Annotated in this window: 12 protein-coding genes and 2 pseudogenes; 10 read left to right on the top strand and 4 right to left on the bottom strand. The window is 72.9% G+C overall.

Features of this window, described 5'->3' with window-relative positions; all coding sequences use genetic code 11:
• Positions 1-66 precede the first annotated feature (66 nt).
• The gene (locus RMT89_RS05940; RefSeq protein WP_315882838.1) at positions 67-825 is read right to left on the bottom strand and encodes a CDP-alcohol phosphatidyltransferase family protein; all 759 of its coding nucleotides are present in this window, start codon (positions 823-825) and stop codon (positions 67-69) included.
• A 107-nt stretch (positions 826-932) separates the two neighbouring features.
• Between RMT89_RS05940 and RMT89_RS05945 the strand changes: the two genes are divergently transcribed.
• The 5 genes and pseudogenes from RMT89_RS05945 to RMT89_RS05965 form a co-directional block, all read left to right on the top strand.
• Positions 933-1916 (top strand): zinc-binding alcohol dehydrogenase, encoded by a 984-nt coding sequence (locus RMT89_RS05945; RefSeq protein ID WP_315882839.1) that lies wholly within the window; start codon positions 933-935, stop codon positions 1914-1916.
• Between the two features lie 114 nt (positions 1917-2030).
• Complete coding sequence (locus tag RMT89_RS05950) at positions 2031-2429, top strand: 6-carboxytetrahydropterin synthase (RefSeq protein WP_315882840.1); 399 nt, start codon at positions 2031-2033, stop codon at positions 2427-2429.
• The gene (locus tag RMT89_RS05955) at positions 2426-3607 is read left to right on the top strand and encodes a glycosyltransferase family 4 protein (RefSeq protein ID WP_315882841.1); all 1182 of its coding nucleotides are present in this window, start codon (positions 2426-2428) and stop codon (positions 3605-3607) included. Before RMT89_RS05950 ends, RMT89_RS05955 begins: the two co-directional genes overlap by 4 nt.
• On the top strand, positions 3604-4581 hold the full coding sequence (locus RMT89_RS05960) for a class I SAM-dependent methyltransferase (RefSeq protein ID WP_315882842.1): 978 nt from the start codon (positions 3604-3606) through the stop codon (positions 4579-4581). Before RMT89_RS05955 ends, RMT89_RS05960 begins: the two co-directional genes overlap by 4 nt.
• Positions 4578-5810: pseudogene (locus tag RMT89_RS05965) on the top strand (lysylphosphatidylglycerol synthase transmembrane domain-containing protein); the annotation flags it as partial. The gene RMT89_RS05960 and the pseudogene RMT89_RS05965, both read left to right, overlap by 4 nt.
• Before the next feature lie 62 nt (positions 5811-5872).
• Here RMT89_RS05965 and RMT89_RS05970 read toward each other — a convergent pair.
• The gene (locus RMT89_RS05970) at positions 5873-6622 is read right to left on the bottom strand and encodes a creatininase family protein (RefSeq protein ID WP_315882843.1); all 750 of its coding nucleotides are present in this window, start codon (positions 6620-6622) and stop codon (positions 5873-5875) included.
• 38 nt (positions 6623-6660) lie between these two features.
• Here RMT89_RS05970 and ribA point away from each other — a divergent pair, with 38 nt between their 5' ends.
• Genes ribA through RMT89_RS05995 form a run of 5 tightly spaced genes read left to right on the top strand, consistent with a single transcriptional unit; the run spans position 6661 to position 11648 of the window.
• Complete coding sequence (ribA, locus tag RMT89_RS05975; RefSeq protein WP_315882844.1) at positions 6661-7320, top strand: GTP cyclohydrolase II; 660 nt, start codon at positions 6661-6663, stop codon at positions 7318-7320.
• A gap of 33 nt (positions 7321-7353) precedes the next feature.
• The gene (locus RMT89_RS05980) at positions 7354-8313 is read left to right on the top strand and encodes an ornithine cyclodeaminase family protein (protein WP_315882845.1); all 960 of its coding nucleotides are present in this window, start codon (positions 7354-7356) and stop codon (positions 8311-8313) included.
• A complete protein-coding gene (locus RMT89_RS05985) occupies positions 8310-9449 on the top strand; it encodes an FAD-binding oxidoreductase (protein WP_315882846.1) in 1140 nt (379 codons plus the stop codon). The genes RMT89_RS05980 and RMT89_RS05985 overlap by 4 nt, the downstream gene beginning before the upstream one ends.
• Positions 9446-10501 (top strand): saccharopine dehydrogenase, encoded by a 1056-nt coding sequence (locus RMT89_RS05990; RefSeq protein ID WP_315882847.1) that lies wholly within the window; start codon positions 9446-9448, stop codon positions 10499-10501. Before RMT89_RS05985 ends, RMT89_RS05990 begins: the two co-directional genes overlap by 4 nt.
• On the top strand, positions 10494-11648 hold the full coding sequence (locus RMT89_RS05995; RefSeq protein ID WP_315882848.1) for a saccharopine dehydrogenase family protein: 1155 nt from the start codon (positions 10494-10496) through the stop codon (positions 11646-11648). Before RMT89_RS05990 ends, RMT89_RS05995 begins: the two co-directional genes overlap by 8 nt.
• Here the strand turns inward: RMT89_RS05995 and RMT89_RS06000 are convergent.
• Positions 11638-12867: a serine hydrolase domain-containing protein gene (locus RMT89_RS06000; protein ID WP_315882849.1), complete on the bottom strand. Its 1230-nt coding sequence runs from the start codon at positions 12865-12867 to the stop codon at positions 11638-11640. The two genes, RMT89_RS05995 and RMT89_RS06000, sit on opposite strands and share 11 nt — an antisense overlap.
• A gap of 64 nt (positions 12868-12931) precedes the next feature.
• Positions 12932-13629, bottom strand: a pseudogene (locus tag RMT89_RS06005) (MFS transporter); the annotation flags it as partial.

Genomic DNA, 13629 nt, shown 5'->3' on the forward strand with positions numbered 1-13629 from the left:
GCTGGTCCTGGCGGCCGTACCGCCGGCGGCGGTGGCGCTGTTGCCGCGTCGGGCGGGGACCGGCTGTCACACAGACACGGAGACCAGTTCCTCCGCCTCGACGGCCTCCTGAACCCGCGAGGTCCGCCACAGCCACAGGATGTCCCGCCCGAACGACCACACCAGCGCCGCGAGCGCCGTGGCGACGACACCGAACTCGACGAGGTGCGGCAGCAGGCCCGAGGCGGCCAGCAGCAGGAACACGCCCTGGAACGCGGCCACCGTCTTGCGGGCCGTGCTCGGCGGCAGCGGGGCGTTCAGCCACGGCCAGAAGCGGGCGGCGGCCACGAAGCCGTAGCGCATAGCGCCGATCAGCAGCACCCACGGGCCCTGCGCCACCGAGACGTAGACGCTGAGCACCAGGATCAGGAACGCGTCGACCTCCATGTCGAAGCGGGCGCCCAGCGCGGTCGACGTGCCGGTGCGGCGGGCGACCTTGCCGTCGACGCCGTCGAGGATCAGGGCCACGGCCGTCAGACCGACGAGGAGGGTCAGCGGTGGCGGGCTCTGGAAGGAGTCCGCGACCAGCGCGGTCACACCGCCGACCAGGATGGAGCGGCCGAGGGTGACCCGGTTGGCGGGACCGAAGGAGCGCAGCCGGGAGCGGTGCAGGGCCCGGGAGAGCACCGCCCAGGTGGCGACGGCGAAGGCGAGTCCGGTCAGCCAGCCCGCGGGCCCCATGCCGATCGCCGTGCCGAGCAGCGTCAGCACCAGGATCTGGACGCCCGCTCCGAGCGCTGTCTCCTGCTGGACCAGCCTCGCGTCGTACGTGTTGTTCAGGGCCACCGAACATCCTCCGGCCGTGTGACAGAGTCGATCAACGCCGCGTACTGTGCGCGGCCTGTGCACACCTCGGTACGTGAACTACTTCCCGATCGTTCAGGAGGATGCGGATGAGGCCACCCGCACGCGCGTTCTGGCTCAGCAGTCCGGGTGAAGGCGAGGTCCGGGAGGTCACCCTTCCGGCCCTCGCCGAGGGGGAGGTGCTGGTCCGCGCCCTGTACTCCGGAGTGAGCCGCGGCACGGAAACCCTCGTCTTCCGCGGCGGCGTCCCCGAGAGCCAGTACGCGGCCATGCGGGCGCCGTTCCAGGAGGGCGACTTCCCGGCACCCGTGAAGTACGGCTACCTCAGCGTCGGAGAGGTCGAGGAAGGGCCCGCGGACCTGGTCGGCAGCACCGTCTTCTGCCTCTACCCCCACCAGACCCGCTACGTCGTCCCGGCCACCGCGGTGACCCGGGTACCCGCGAACGTACCCGCCGAACGAGCCGTCCTCGCCGGCACCGTCGAGACCGCGGTCAACGCGCTCTGGGACGCCGCGCCCCTGGTCGGCGACCGGATCGCGGTCGTCGGCGGCGGCATGGTCGGCTGCTCGGTGGCCGCGCTCCTGGCCCGCTTCCCGGGCGTACGGGTCCAGTTGGTGGACGCCGATCCGGCGCGGGCCAAGACCGCCGAGGCGCTCGGCGTCGACTTCGCGCTGCCGCAGGACGCACGCGGGGAGCGCGATCTCGTCGTGCACGCCAGCGCGACCGAGCAGGGCCTCGCCCGCTCACTGGAACTGCTGTCCAGCGAAGGGACGGTCCTCGAACTGAGCTGGTACGGCGACCGGCGGGTCAGCCTCCCGCTCGGCGAGGCCTTCCACTCCCGGCGGCTCGTCATCCGCAGCAGCCAGGTCGGCACCGTCTCCCCCTCCGCGCGCGCCGGCCGCACCTACGGCGACCGGCTCGCTCTCGCCCTCGAACTCCTCGCCGACCCGGCGCTGGACGCCCTGGTCACGGGGGAAAGCGCGTTCGAGGAGTTGCCGGAGGTGCTGCCGAGGCTCGCGTCCGGGGAGATTCCGGCGCTGTGTCACCGGGTGCGGTACCGCGGAAGCGCCTGACCTGAGAAAAGAGTGAGAGACGGCTGAACAACGGGAAGCGAAGAGCCGTACTACTCCACATCCCGGGCAACGATCAGCCGGGGATCAGACGCGCCGCACCTGGAGGGTCGTCCGTTGTTCAGCATCACCGTCCGCGATCACATCATGATCGCCCACAGCTTCCGCGGCGAGGTCTTCGGCCCCGCGCAGCGACTGCACGGAGCGACGTTCCTGGTGGACGCCACGTTCCGGCGCGAACAGCTGGACGAGGACAACATCGTCGTCGACATCGGACTCGCCACCCAGGAACTGGGCGCCGTCGTGGCCGAGTTGAACTACCGCAACCTCGACAACGAACCCGACTTCGCCGGGATCAACACCTCCACGGAGTTCCTGGCCAAGGTCATCGCCGACCGGCTCGCCGAGCGCGTGCACAAGGGGGCGCTGGGCGAGGGCGCCAAGGGCCTCGCCGGTCTCACGGTCACGTTGCACGAGTCGCATGTCGCCTGGGCGAGTTACGAGCGTGCCCTGTGACCGACCTGACCGTGGACCGGGCGCGCCTCACCTATGTGCCCGTACAGCACTCCGCCCTCAAGAACGCCGAGATCGTGCCCATGTCCCTGCGCTCCGTGCACTTCGTCATGCCGGGCGGCGTCGACGACCCGGCCACGCCGAGCGGCGGCAACGCCTATGACCGCAGGGTGAGTCTGGACCTGCCCGGCTTCGGCTGGCAGGTCCATCAGCACGCGGTGGCGGGGGAGTGGCCCCGGCCCGGTGAGGCGGCGCGGACGGAACTCGCGCGCATGCTCGGGGAGTTGCCGGACGGCACGGTGGTGCTGGTCGACGGTCTCGTCGCGTGCGGGGTGCCCGAGATCGTCGTACCCGAGGCGGAGCGGCTGCGGATCGCGGTGCTGGTGCATCTTCCGCTGGGTGACGAGACGGGGCTTTCGGCCGGCGTGGCAGCTGAGTTGGACGCGCGGGAGCGGGCGGTGCTGCGGGCGGTCCCGGCCGTCATCGCGACCTCCGACTGGGCCGTCCGCCGCCTCGTCTCCCACCACGGCCTCGCCCCCGACCGCGTCCATGTCGCCGCCCCCGGCGCCGACATCGCCCCCCTCGCCGCCGGCACCGACGGGGTCTCCCGGCTGCTGTGCGTGGCCGCGGTGACCCCGCGCAAGGGCCAGCACCGGCTGGTCGAGGCGCTGGCGGCGGTGACCGACCTGCCGTGGAGCTGCGTGTGCGTGGGCGGACTCGCCCACGATCCGGAGTACGTGGCCGGACTTCGGGTCCTGATCAGGAAGTACGGCCTTGAGGACCGGCTGGTCCTGGCGGGACCGCAGGCCGGCGCCGAACTCGACGCCAGCTACGCCGCGGCCGACCTGATGGTGCTCACGTCCTACGCCGAGACCTACGGCATGGCCGTGACCGAGGCGCTCGCGCGCGGCATCCCGGTGCTGGCGACGGACGTCGGCGGCCTGCCCGAGGCGGTCGGACGCGCCCCCGACGGCGGGGTGCCCGGCATCCTCGTCCCGCCGGAGGACCCCGCAGCGCTCGCCGCCGAACTGCGGGGCTGGTTCGGCGAGGCGGACGTACGACGCCGGCTGAAGGCGGCCGCCCGGGGCCGCAGGGCCGCCCTCGACGGCTGGGCGACCACGGCCCGCAGCCTGGCCGGAGTACTGGGCCGACTGCCGAACGAACCCAGGAGGGCGGCATGAGGAAGACGGCGCAGACACACGACACGGGGTGGATTCCGGCGCCGAGGGAGGCGACAGACGTGGCCGACGATCTCGTCATCCCCGGTGCGGGTCCCGGCGAACGCCCGACGCTCAAGCTGCGGGAGTCCGGCCCGGAGGAGGCCCCGCGCTACGCCCCCGAGTGGCTGGAGCTGCGCGAAGGGCCCGACGGGGCCGCGCGGGCAGCCGAGTTGATCGATCCACTGCGGATCCGGCTGGCCAATCTGCCCGGCAAGGCCGACGGACTGGTCATCCACGACCTGGGCTGCGGGACCGGCTCGATGGGCCGCTGGCTCGCGCCCCGACTCGACGGCCCCCAGCACTGGATCCTGCACGACCGCGACCCCTACCTGCTGCACTTCGCCGCCGTCGCCTCCCCGCGCGCCGCCGCCGACGGCAGCCGGGTCACCGTCGAGACCCGCCGGGGCGACATCGCCCGGCTCACCCCGGACGGCCTGGCAGGAGCCTCGCTGGTGACGGCCTCCGCGCTGCTGGACGTTCTCACCCTGGAGGAGATCGAGACCCTCGTCGCCGCCTGCACCGGTGCCGGCTGCCCGGCGCTGCTGACCCTGTCCGTCGCGGGCCGCGTGGAGCTCACCCCGTCCGACCCCCTCGACGGCGAGATCGCCGAGGCCTTCAACGCCCATCAGCGGCGCTCCGGCCTGCTCGGACCGGACGCGATCACAGTCGCCTGCGAGGCGTTCTCCGCACGCGGGGCGACCGTACGGGTGCATCCGAGCCCCTGGCAGCTCGGCCCCGCCGAGTCCGCGCTCACCGCGCAGTGGCTGCGCGGCTGGGTCGGCGCGGCGGTGGAACAGCGCCCGGAGCTGCGCGTCCCGGCCGAGCGCTATCTGCGGGAACGCCTGGAGGCCTGCGCGGCCGGAGAGTTGCGGGCCGTGGTCCACCACAGCGACCTGCTGGCGCTGTCCCGCCCGGCGGACGGGGCGACGTCATGAGCGCGGAGACGGTGGGGGCCCCGGCCGGGTCGGCCGGTGTTCCCCTGCGGGCGGAGGCGAGGGGCACAGGTACTCATCCGCGAGCCTCCGTGACGCGTACCGCCGAGCGGCCCTGCGCGCACCGACGCGCCTCGGTGGCCCGGGCGGCCCAACGGCCGACCGCCCTGTCCGTCCCCGCGGCCGCCACCGTCTCAGCGGCCCCCGCCGTGTCCCCGACTCCGGCTACGGCCGTGGTGGCCCAGCGGCCGACGGCCCTGTCCGTCCCTGCGGCCGCTACCGTGTCCGCGGTTCCCGCCGTGTCCCCGACTCCGGCTACGGCCGCATCGGCCCAGCGGCCGACGGCCCTGTCCGTCCCCGCGGCCGCCACCGTCTCCGCCGCCCCCGCCCCCGCCCCCGATAAGGCCGCCCCCAGCACCCCCCGGGCCGCGAAGCTCCGCGCTCGCATCGGCACCGTCGGTGGCCTCGCCATCCTCACCGTGCTTCTCTGGCGGCTCGGTACCGGCGTTTTCCTCGACGGCCTGCGCCGCATCGACGCCACCGCCGTGCTCGCGGCCGTCGGGATCGGCGTCGTCACCACCGTGTTCAGCGCCTGGCGCTGGCAGTTGGTGGCCCGGGGACTGCGGATCCGGCTGCCGCTCGGCGCGGCCGTCGCCGACTACTACCGCGCGCTGTTCCTGAACGCGGCCCTCCCCGGCGGCGTCCTGGGTGATGTGCACCGCGCGGTCCGGCACGGACGCAGCGCCGGTGACCTAGGCCGGGGAGTGCGCTCGGTCGTGCTCGAACGGGCCGCGGGACAGATCGTGTTGGCCCTGGCCGGCGCCGTCGTCCTGCTGACCATGCCGTCGCCCGTGCGCGACGACGCCCGCCACCTGGTGCCGCTGCTCGCGCTCGCCGCCATCGGCGCATCCGCGGTCGTCCTCGCACTACGGATGAGCCGAGTGCGCGCCTCGCTCAGCGGGCTGGCGTCGCTGTGCAACTGGCCCGGCGTCGCGGTGTCGTCCGTCGTCGTGCTGGCCGGACACCTCGCCACGTTCGTCCTCGCGGCACGCGTCGCGGGCACCACCGCCTCCGTCGCCGTACTGCTGCCGCTGGCCGTGCTCGCCCTGCTCGCGATGAGCCTGCCGCTGAACGTCGGCGGCTGGGGCCCCCGAGAGGGCGTCACCGCCTGGGCGTTCGGCGCCGCAGGGCTCGGCGCGGGCAGCGGACTCGCGGTCGCCGTCGTGTACGGCGTCCTGTGCCTTGCCGCGAGTCTGCCCGGTGTCCTGGTTCTGGTCGTCCGCCGCTGGGGGCCCTACTCTGCGCCCAGCACGGAGAAATACGCGGCGAAGGAATCCGAAAGGCTCGCCAGCAGTTGCTTCCCCTTTTCCACCGAACCCAGGGAAGGGCGGCCGATGACACCCGAATCGGTATAGGCGGACATACCGAGGGAGAGCAGATGACGCCGGTCGTCCGCGACGAAATCGGAGGTCTCGTATCCGGGCCGCAGCATTTCCGGATGCGTATGCAGAAGGATGGAGGTCTCTATTTCCCCCGCATGCATGTCGGTCAGCAGCGAGGTGGCGACCCCGGCCCGTTCCCGAGCCGTCTCCCAGTCCTCCGCGGCCGGGAACAGCGCGATGCGCTCACCGCGCGCGGAGGACTCCTGAACGACGTTGCCCAGTACATAGTTTCCGCCGTGGCCGTTGACCACCACCAGGGCCTCCACGCCCGAGCGGCGGAGCGATTCCGCTATGTCCCGTATCACCGCATGAAGGGTCACCGAGGAGATGCTGACGGTTCCCGGCCACGCCGCGTGCTCGTGCGAGCAGGAGATCGTCACCGGAGGGAGGAGGTGCACCGGGTACGCGGCGGCGATCTCCCGTGCGACGGCACAGGCGACGAGCGTGTCCGTGGCGAGCGGCAGGAAGGGGCCGTGCTGTTCGAAGCTCCCGACGGGAAGGACGGCGACCTGCCGTGAGACGCCCGCCCCGCGCGTCCGCACGTCTTCCGTGGTGTCCGCCGGCACCAGAGCATGTGCCGACCGCGTTTCCGAACCACTCATCTTTTCACGGCCTTTCGTCTCTGCTTAGGAACCAGATCATGACAGAAAAAGTTGGCGTACTCGGAAAGAAGTCACAGAAGCGCACCGGCGTGGAACGCGTTGTGAATGCCCCGTTGCCCACGGTGTACGGGAAATTCAGCGCGGTCGGCTATCTCGACCACGACCGCGGTGACGAGCAAGTGGCCCTGGTCTACGGTGACATCGGCACCGAGAACGTCCTGACCCGGCTGCATTCGGAGTGCCTGACCGGTGACGCCTTCGGCTCCCAGCACTGCGAGTGCGGCGACCAGCTGGCCTCGGCGCTGCGCGCGGTCGTCGCCGAAGGCCGCGGTGTCGTCGTCTACTTGAGAGGGCACGAGGGCCGCGGCATCGGACTGCTCGCCAAGCTGCGCGCGATGGCCCTGCAGGCGGAGGGCCTGGACACCGTGGAGGCGAACCTCGCCCTCGGACTGCCCGTGGACGCCCGCGACTACGGCGTCGCCGCCCGGATCCTGGACGACCTCGGCGTACGCAGCGTCCGCCTGATGTCCAACAACCCGCGCAAGCGGGAGGCATTGCTGGAGCACGGCATCACGGTCGCCGAGCAGGTCCCGCTGCTCATCCCGCCGTGCGAGAACAACATCACCTATCTGCGCACCAAGCGGGAGCGTCTGGACCACCATCTGCCCCATCTGGACGCCGTGGCGCACTGGTCCTGATTGGCGCGAGGGCCGCCCGGACAGGAAGAGGGAATGACCGACGACGTCCTCTTCCTCTCCGGCGACCAGGTCACCCGGCTGCTCTCCTGGGACGCGGCCATCGCCTCGCAGCGCACGGCCTTCGTCGCCCTCGGCTCCACGGGCGCCGATCTGCCCGGGAAGATCATGCACCCGAGCCGCTTCGACGACAGCGTCATGTTCGCCTACCTCTCCCGGCTCTCCGCGGACACCGGGGCGGTCGCGAAGATCGGCAGCGTCAACCCGGGCAACGCGGCCGCCGGGCTGCCCACCGTGCACGCCGTCGTCACCGCGCTCGACCCGGTCACGGGCCGCCTGGCCGCGGTCATGGACGGCACCGCGCTCACGACCCTGCGCACAGCGGCGGGCAGCGCCGTCGCCGTCGACGCGCTGGCCGGCCCCGACAGCACGGACCTCGCCCTCCTCGGCTCCGGCACCCAGGCCCTCGCCCACGCCCACGCGTTCGCCCGGGTGCGGGACCTGAAGTCCGTACGGCTGTGGAGCCCGACCGCGCGCAACCGGACCCGCGCCGCCGAGACCCTGACGGCCGAGCTGGGCCTCACCGTCGAACCGGTCGGCACCGCCGAGGAGGCCGTCACCGGGGCCTGCCTCGTCGCCGCCTGCACCCTGAGCGCCACCCCGGTGGTGCGCGGCGAGTGGCTGGCGCCCGGCTGCACGGTGGTGAGCGTCGGCTCCTTCGAACCGACCCGCCACGAGGTCGACGCGGAAGTCGTACGGCGGTCAGCGGCCGTCGTCGTGGACGACCCGGAGACGGCGGCCCATCACGCGGGCCCGATCGTGGCCGCCCGGCTCGCGCCCGATGACCTGATCCCCCTGGGCGGCGTCCTCACCGGCTCCCACACCGCCCGCACCGGGCCCGCCGACATCGTCTACTACAACAGCGTCGGCCTCGGCATCCAGGACGCCGCCGCGGCCTGGGCCGTGATCGACGCGGCGCGGCAGGCGGGCCGGTGAAGGCCGAGGCCGTGGTCATCGGCGGCGGGGTGATGGGCGCGAGCATCGCCTGTCATCTGGCCCGCGCGGGCGTACGGGACGTCGTCCTCGTCGAACGCGACGAACTGGCCGCGGGCTCCACCTCCAAGGCGGCCGGCGGGGTGCGGGCGCAGTTCTCCGACGAGCTCAACATCCGGCTCGGCGCCCGCAGCCTGGAGGCCTTCGACCGGTTCGAGGCGGAGACCGGGCAGGACATCGGGCTGCACAAGGTCGGCTATCTGTTCCTGCTGTCCACTCCCGAGGAGGTCGCCTCCTTCGAGGCGGGCGTACGGCTCCAGAACTCCCTCGGTGTGCCCAGCCGCATGCTCGACCCGGACGAGGCCCGCCGGCTCTCGCCGCTGATCGTCACCGACGGTCTGCTGGCCGCCGCGTACTCACCCGACGACGGGCACTGCACCCCCGAGTCCGTCGTCCAGGGCTACGCGGCCACCGCCCGCCGCCACGGCGCGACCGTGCTGCGGCACACCGAGGTCACCGGCATCGACCTGCACGGCGACACCATCACCGGCGTGCGGACCACCAGGGGCCGGATCGCCACCGGCACGGTGATCTGCGCGGCCGGTGCCTGGTCGCGGGCCGTCAGCGCGATGGCCGGGGTCGACCTGCCGGTGGTGCCGCTGCGCCGCCAGATCGCCGTCACCGAACCGGTCCCCGGCCTGCCACCCGGCCTCCCCATGACCATCGACTTCACCACCAGCCTGTACTTCCACTCCGAGGGCCCCGGCCTCCTCGTCGGCCTGTCCGACCCCGACGAGCGTCCCGGCTTCGACACCAGCACCCACGACCGCTGGATCCCCCGGCTGTACGAGGCCATGGAGCAGCGCGCCCCCGGCCTCCTCGACCTGCGCCGCACCGGCGGCTGGGCGGGCCTGTACGAGCTCACCCCGGACCACAACGCCCTGATCGGCGAGGCCACTTCCCCCTCCCGCTTCCTCTACGCGACCGGCTTCTCCGGCCACGGCTTCCTCCAGGGACCCGCCGTCGGCGAGGTCGTCCGCGACCTGTACCTCGGCCGCGTACCCTTCGTGGACACCAGCCCCTTGAGCGCCGGCCGGTTCGCGGCCGACGCCCCGCGCCCGGAGGCCAACCGCGTATGACCGAGCTCCATCTGTGGCTGCGACACGAGGTCCGCTCCACCGAGCGCCGCACGCCGATCGTCCCGTCCGACGCCCTGCGGCTCGTCGCGAACGGCGTCACGGTGACGGTCGAGGAGTCCCCGCAGCGGATCTTCCCGGTCGAGGAGTACGAGAAGGCCGGCTGCCGGGTCGCGAAGGCGGGCTCGTGGGTGTCGGCGCCGGGCGACGCCGTGATCGTAGGACTGAAGGAACTGCCCGATGAGCCCTCGGAGCTGACCCACCGGCATGTCTTCTTCGGGCACGCCTACAAGCGGCAGCCGGGTGCCGCCGGTCTGCTCCGCCGGTTCGCCGCCGGGGGAGGGGCGCTGTACGACGTCGAGTATCTGGTGGACGAGGACGGGCGGCGGCTCGCCGCCCTCGGTTTCTGGGCCGGATACCTGGGCGCCGCCCTGGCCGTCCTCCAGCACCGGGGCCGGCTCGCCGCGCCGCTCGTGCCGACGGCGAAGGAGGAGCTGGACGAACGGCTGCGATCCGGGGACGAGCAGTTCAGCGCGCTGGTGATCGGCGCCCTGGGCCGCAGCGGCCGGGGTGCCTGCGAGGCATTCCGGGCGGCCGGAGTCGAACCGACCCGCTGGGACCTCGCCGAGACCCGCGAGCTGGACCGCCCCGCCCTCCTCGCCCACGACGTCATGGTCAACGCCGTCCTCGCCACCAGCCCCATCCCGCCCTTCCTCCGCGACGAGGACCTCGACGACCCCGCCCGGCGGCTGCGCACCCTCTGCGATGTCACCTGCGACGTCGGCTCGCCCCTGAACGTCCTGCCGGTCTACGACCGCACCACCGACTGGACGGACCCGGCCCGCCGGCTGCGGGAGAAACCGCCCCTGGACCTCATCGCCATCGACAACCTGCCCTCCCTCCTGCCGAGGGAGTCCAGCACCGACTTCTCGGCGGCGCTGCTGCCCCAGCTGCTGGCGTTCGGGACCGGGGACGCGTGGGTGCGCTGTCTGGGCCGGTTCCATCAGGCTTGCCGTGAAGCCGGTATCGAAGAAGGGGAGTTCCGCCGTGACTGACCTGGTTCCCGCGAACGGCACCGTCCACTGGATCGGCGCCGGACTGTCCACCGGCAGTGGTCTGACCCGGCTGTGCGAGACAGCGGGGCGGGTGCGGCTGTGGCACCGCACGGAGGAACGCGCCGCCGAGGCCCTGGCCCAGCGGGGCCTGACCGGACGCGCCGAGCCACGCGCGTACACCCTGGAAGCGCTCACGGCCGACCTCGCGCCCGGCGATGTCGTCGTGTCGATGCTGCCCGCGCCCGAGCACGCCGGGCTGCTGGCCGCCTGTGTGGACCGGCGTGCCCACTTCGCGTGCTCCAGCTATGTGTCGGACGCGGTGCTGGAGCAGGTGCCGGACGCCACCGAGGCCGGCCTTGTGGTGCTCACCGAGGCGGGCCTGGACCCGGGCATCGACCACCTCTTCGCCCACTCCCTCGTCGCCGGCGCCCGGGAGGCGATCGGCGAGGGCACGGCGGCGTCGTACCGTCTCACCTCGTACTGCGGCGGGGTGCCCGCGGAGCCGAACGACTTCCGGTACCGCTTCAGCTGGGCGCCCCAGGGAGTCCTCAACGCCCTGCGCTCGCCCGCCCGTTACATCGAGGACGGCGCCGAGACCGCCGTGGACCGGCCCTGGGAGGCGACCCGGCGGCATGTGGTCGAGGGGGAGGCCTTCGAGGTCTACCCCAACCGTGACAGCGTTCCCTTCGTCGACCAGTACGCGCTGCCGCCGGAGTGGAAGCCGCGCACCTTCGTCCGCGGCACCCTGCGTCTGGAGGGCTGGCTGCGTGCCTGGGACGCCGTGTTCGAGGAGCTGAAGCGCGGCGACGACGACCGGATCGCCGCGCTGGCGAAGGAGCTGGCGGCGACCCATCCGACCACCGACGCCGACCGGGACCGGGTCGTCCTCGCGGTCTGCCTCGAAGTGCGCGGCGCGAACGGGCGGACCTGGACGGGCAGTTACCTGCTCGACCTGGTCGGCGACGAGGAGGAGAGCGCGATGGCCCGCTGTGTCTCCCGGCCCCTCGCACTGGGCGTCCGGCACATCCTGGACGGCTCCCTGCCACCGGGCCTGAGCCGGGCCGCCGAGACGGCGGCACGGTCGTCTCAGTGGCTCCGTGAACTGGCCCTGGAGGGAGTGGAGTTCACGCTGCGCGTCAGTCAGTGACGGCCTCGTGCACCAGCCGCTTGAGGTCCGCGAACATCGTGTGTGAGGTCTTCGGCCGGACCTGGGTCATGAACTGGACCGTGAGATCGCGGGTCGGGTCGACCCAGAAGGTCGTGGTCGCCACGCCGCTCCACCCGTAGGTACCGAGGCCCGCGGGCGCCCGGGTGCGGGCGGGGTCGATGGCGACGGAGACGCCGAGGCCGAAGCCGACGCCGTCGTTGCCGGGTTCGTCGTGGGCGGGATGGCTGCCGAAGGAGCGCAGGTCAGCCCCGTCGGGGAGGTGGTTGGCGGTCATCAGGTCGACCGTCTCGGGGGCGAGCAGCCGGACGCCGTCGAGTTCGCCGCGGCGGCGCAGCAGCTCCATGAAGCGGTGCATGTCATGGGCGGAGGCCGCCATACCGCCGCTGCCGGAGAGGAACCGGGGGCGGCCGCGGAGCGGAAGCCCCGGGATCGGAGTGATGCGGCCGTCGTCGGTCTCGCCGTACAACTCGGCGAGCCGGTCCGCCTGTTGGTCCGTGACGCGGAAACCGGCGTCGGTCATGCCGAGCGGGCCGAAGACGCGCTCGGCGAGGAACACGTCGAGCGGCTGCCCCGAGACGACCTCGATGACCCGGCCGAGGACATTGGTGGCGACCGAGTAGTTCCACTGTGTGCCCGGGTCGAACTGGAGCGGCAGGCTCGCGTACACCTCGACCGTCTCGGCCAGATCCGAGCCGGGCAGCACCGCGGACTCAAGATTGGCGTCGCGATAGAGGGCGTCGACGGGGTGGCAGTGGTAGAAGGCGAAGGTCAGGCCCGCGGTGTGGGTCATCAGATGCCGGATCAGCAGCGGTCCGGCGGCCGGGCGGGTGCGGACGTCGGCGCCGGAGCCCTCGACGTACACCCGTGGCTCGGCGAAGGCGGGCAGATGGCGGCCCACCGGGTCGTCCAGGGACAGCTTTCCCTCCTCCACCAGCAGCAACGCCGCGACGGAGGTGACCGGCTTGGTCATGGAGTAGATCCGCCAGAGGGTGTCCGCCGCCACCGGCAGTCCGGCGGCCACGTCACGGTGGCCGTGCGTGGTGAGGTGGGCGACGCGTCCGCCGCGGGAGACGGCGACCAGGAATCCGGGCAGGCGCCCTTCGTCGACGTAATGGGCGAAGTGCTGGTCGAGGCGGTCCAGCGCCTTCGGATCCAGGCCGGCCTCGCCCGGTTCGGCCTGTTGTCGCAGCTGTGCCATCGCTCTCCTTACGAATGCAAGCGTCGAGGTGCTCCGGCCTACCCAGCCGCAGCGGCCTCCGATCTCATCGTCGCGCAGGAACAGGTGTGCGGTCCTGTGGATGGCCCTGCTCGTCGTCGATCGAGGCGAAACGTCCCGGCAGCGCACGGCCCGCCGCCACGCCCGCCAGGGCGAGCGTGGCGAGGGCGAGGAGCGGAAGCCGCGGATCCGCGCCCATGAGGGCGGTCGCCACGGCCACGCCCAGCACCGGCCCGACGTTCATGGCGGTCTGCTGGAGCCCGCCCGCAACCCCGGCCGACTCGACGGCCGCCTCTCGTACGACGACATGGGTGGCGGCCACCATCACCGTGCCGAACCCGGCTCCCAGGAGGCCGAACCCGGCGCAGGGCCCGCCAGCCGGGCCCGGCCGCCAGTGCCCCGCCCACCAGCGGGCCTGCGGCGGCCGCGACCCCGATGGCCGCGGTCCGTACCGCGATCGGCGGCCGCAGCCGGTCCGGCGGATACGCGGCGCGCAGCATGCCCAGCGTGGCCGGTTGCAGCGGCGCGCCGAACACGCCCTGCACGACACGGAGTCCCTTCACCCAGCCGATGCCGGACGCGAGCCCGATGCCGGCGGACGCGGCGCCGAACCCGAGCATGCCGACGCCGGACTGCCGTCGGTGCCCGATCCGGTGGCCGAGCCGTCCGCCGGACTGCCGTCGGTGCCCGATCCGGTGGCCGAGCCGTCCGCCGGACTGCCGTCGGTGCCCGATCCGGTGGCCG

Source organism: Streptomyces sp. P17, assembly GCF_032436805.1.
Lineage (GTDB): Bacteria > Actinomycetota > Actinomycetes > Streptomycetales > Streptomycetaceae > Streptomyces.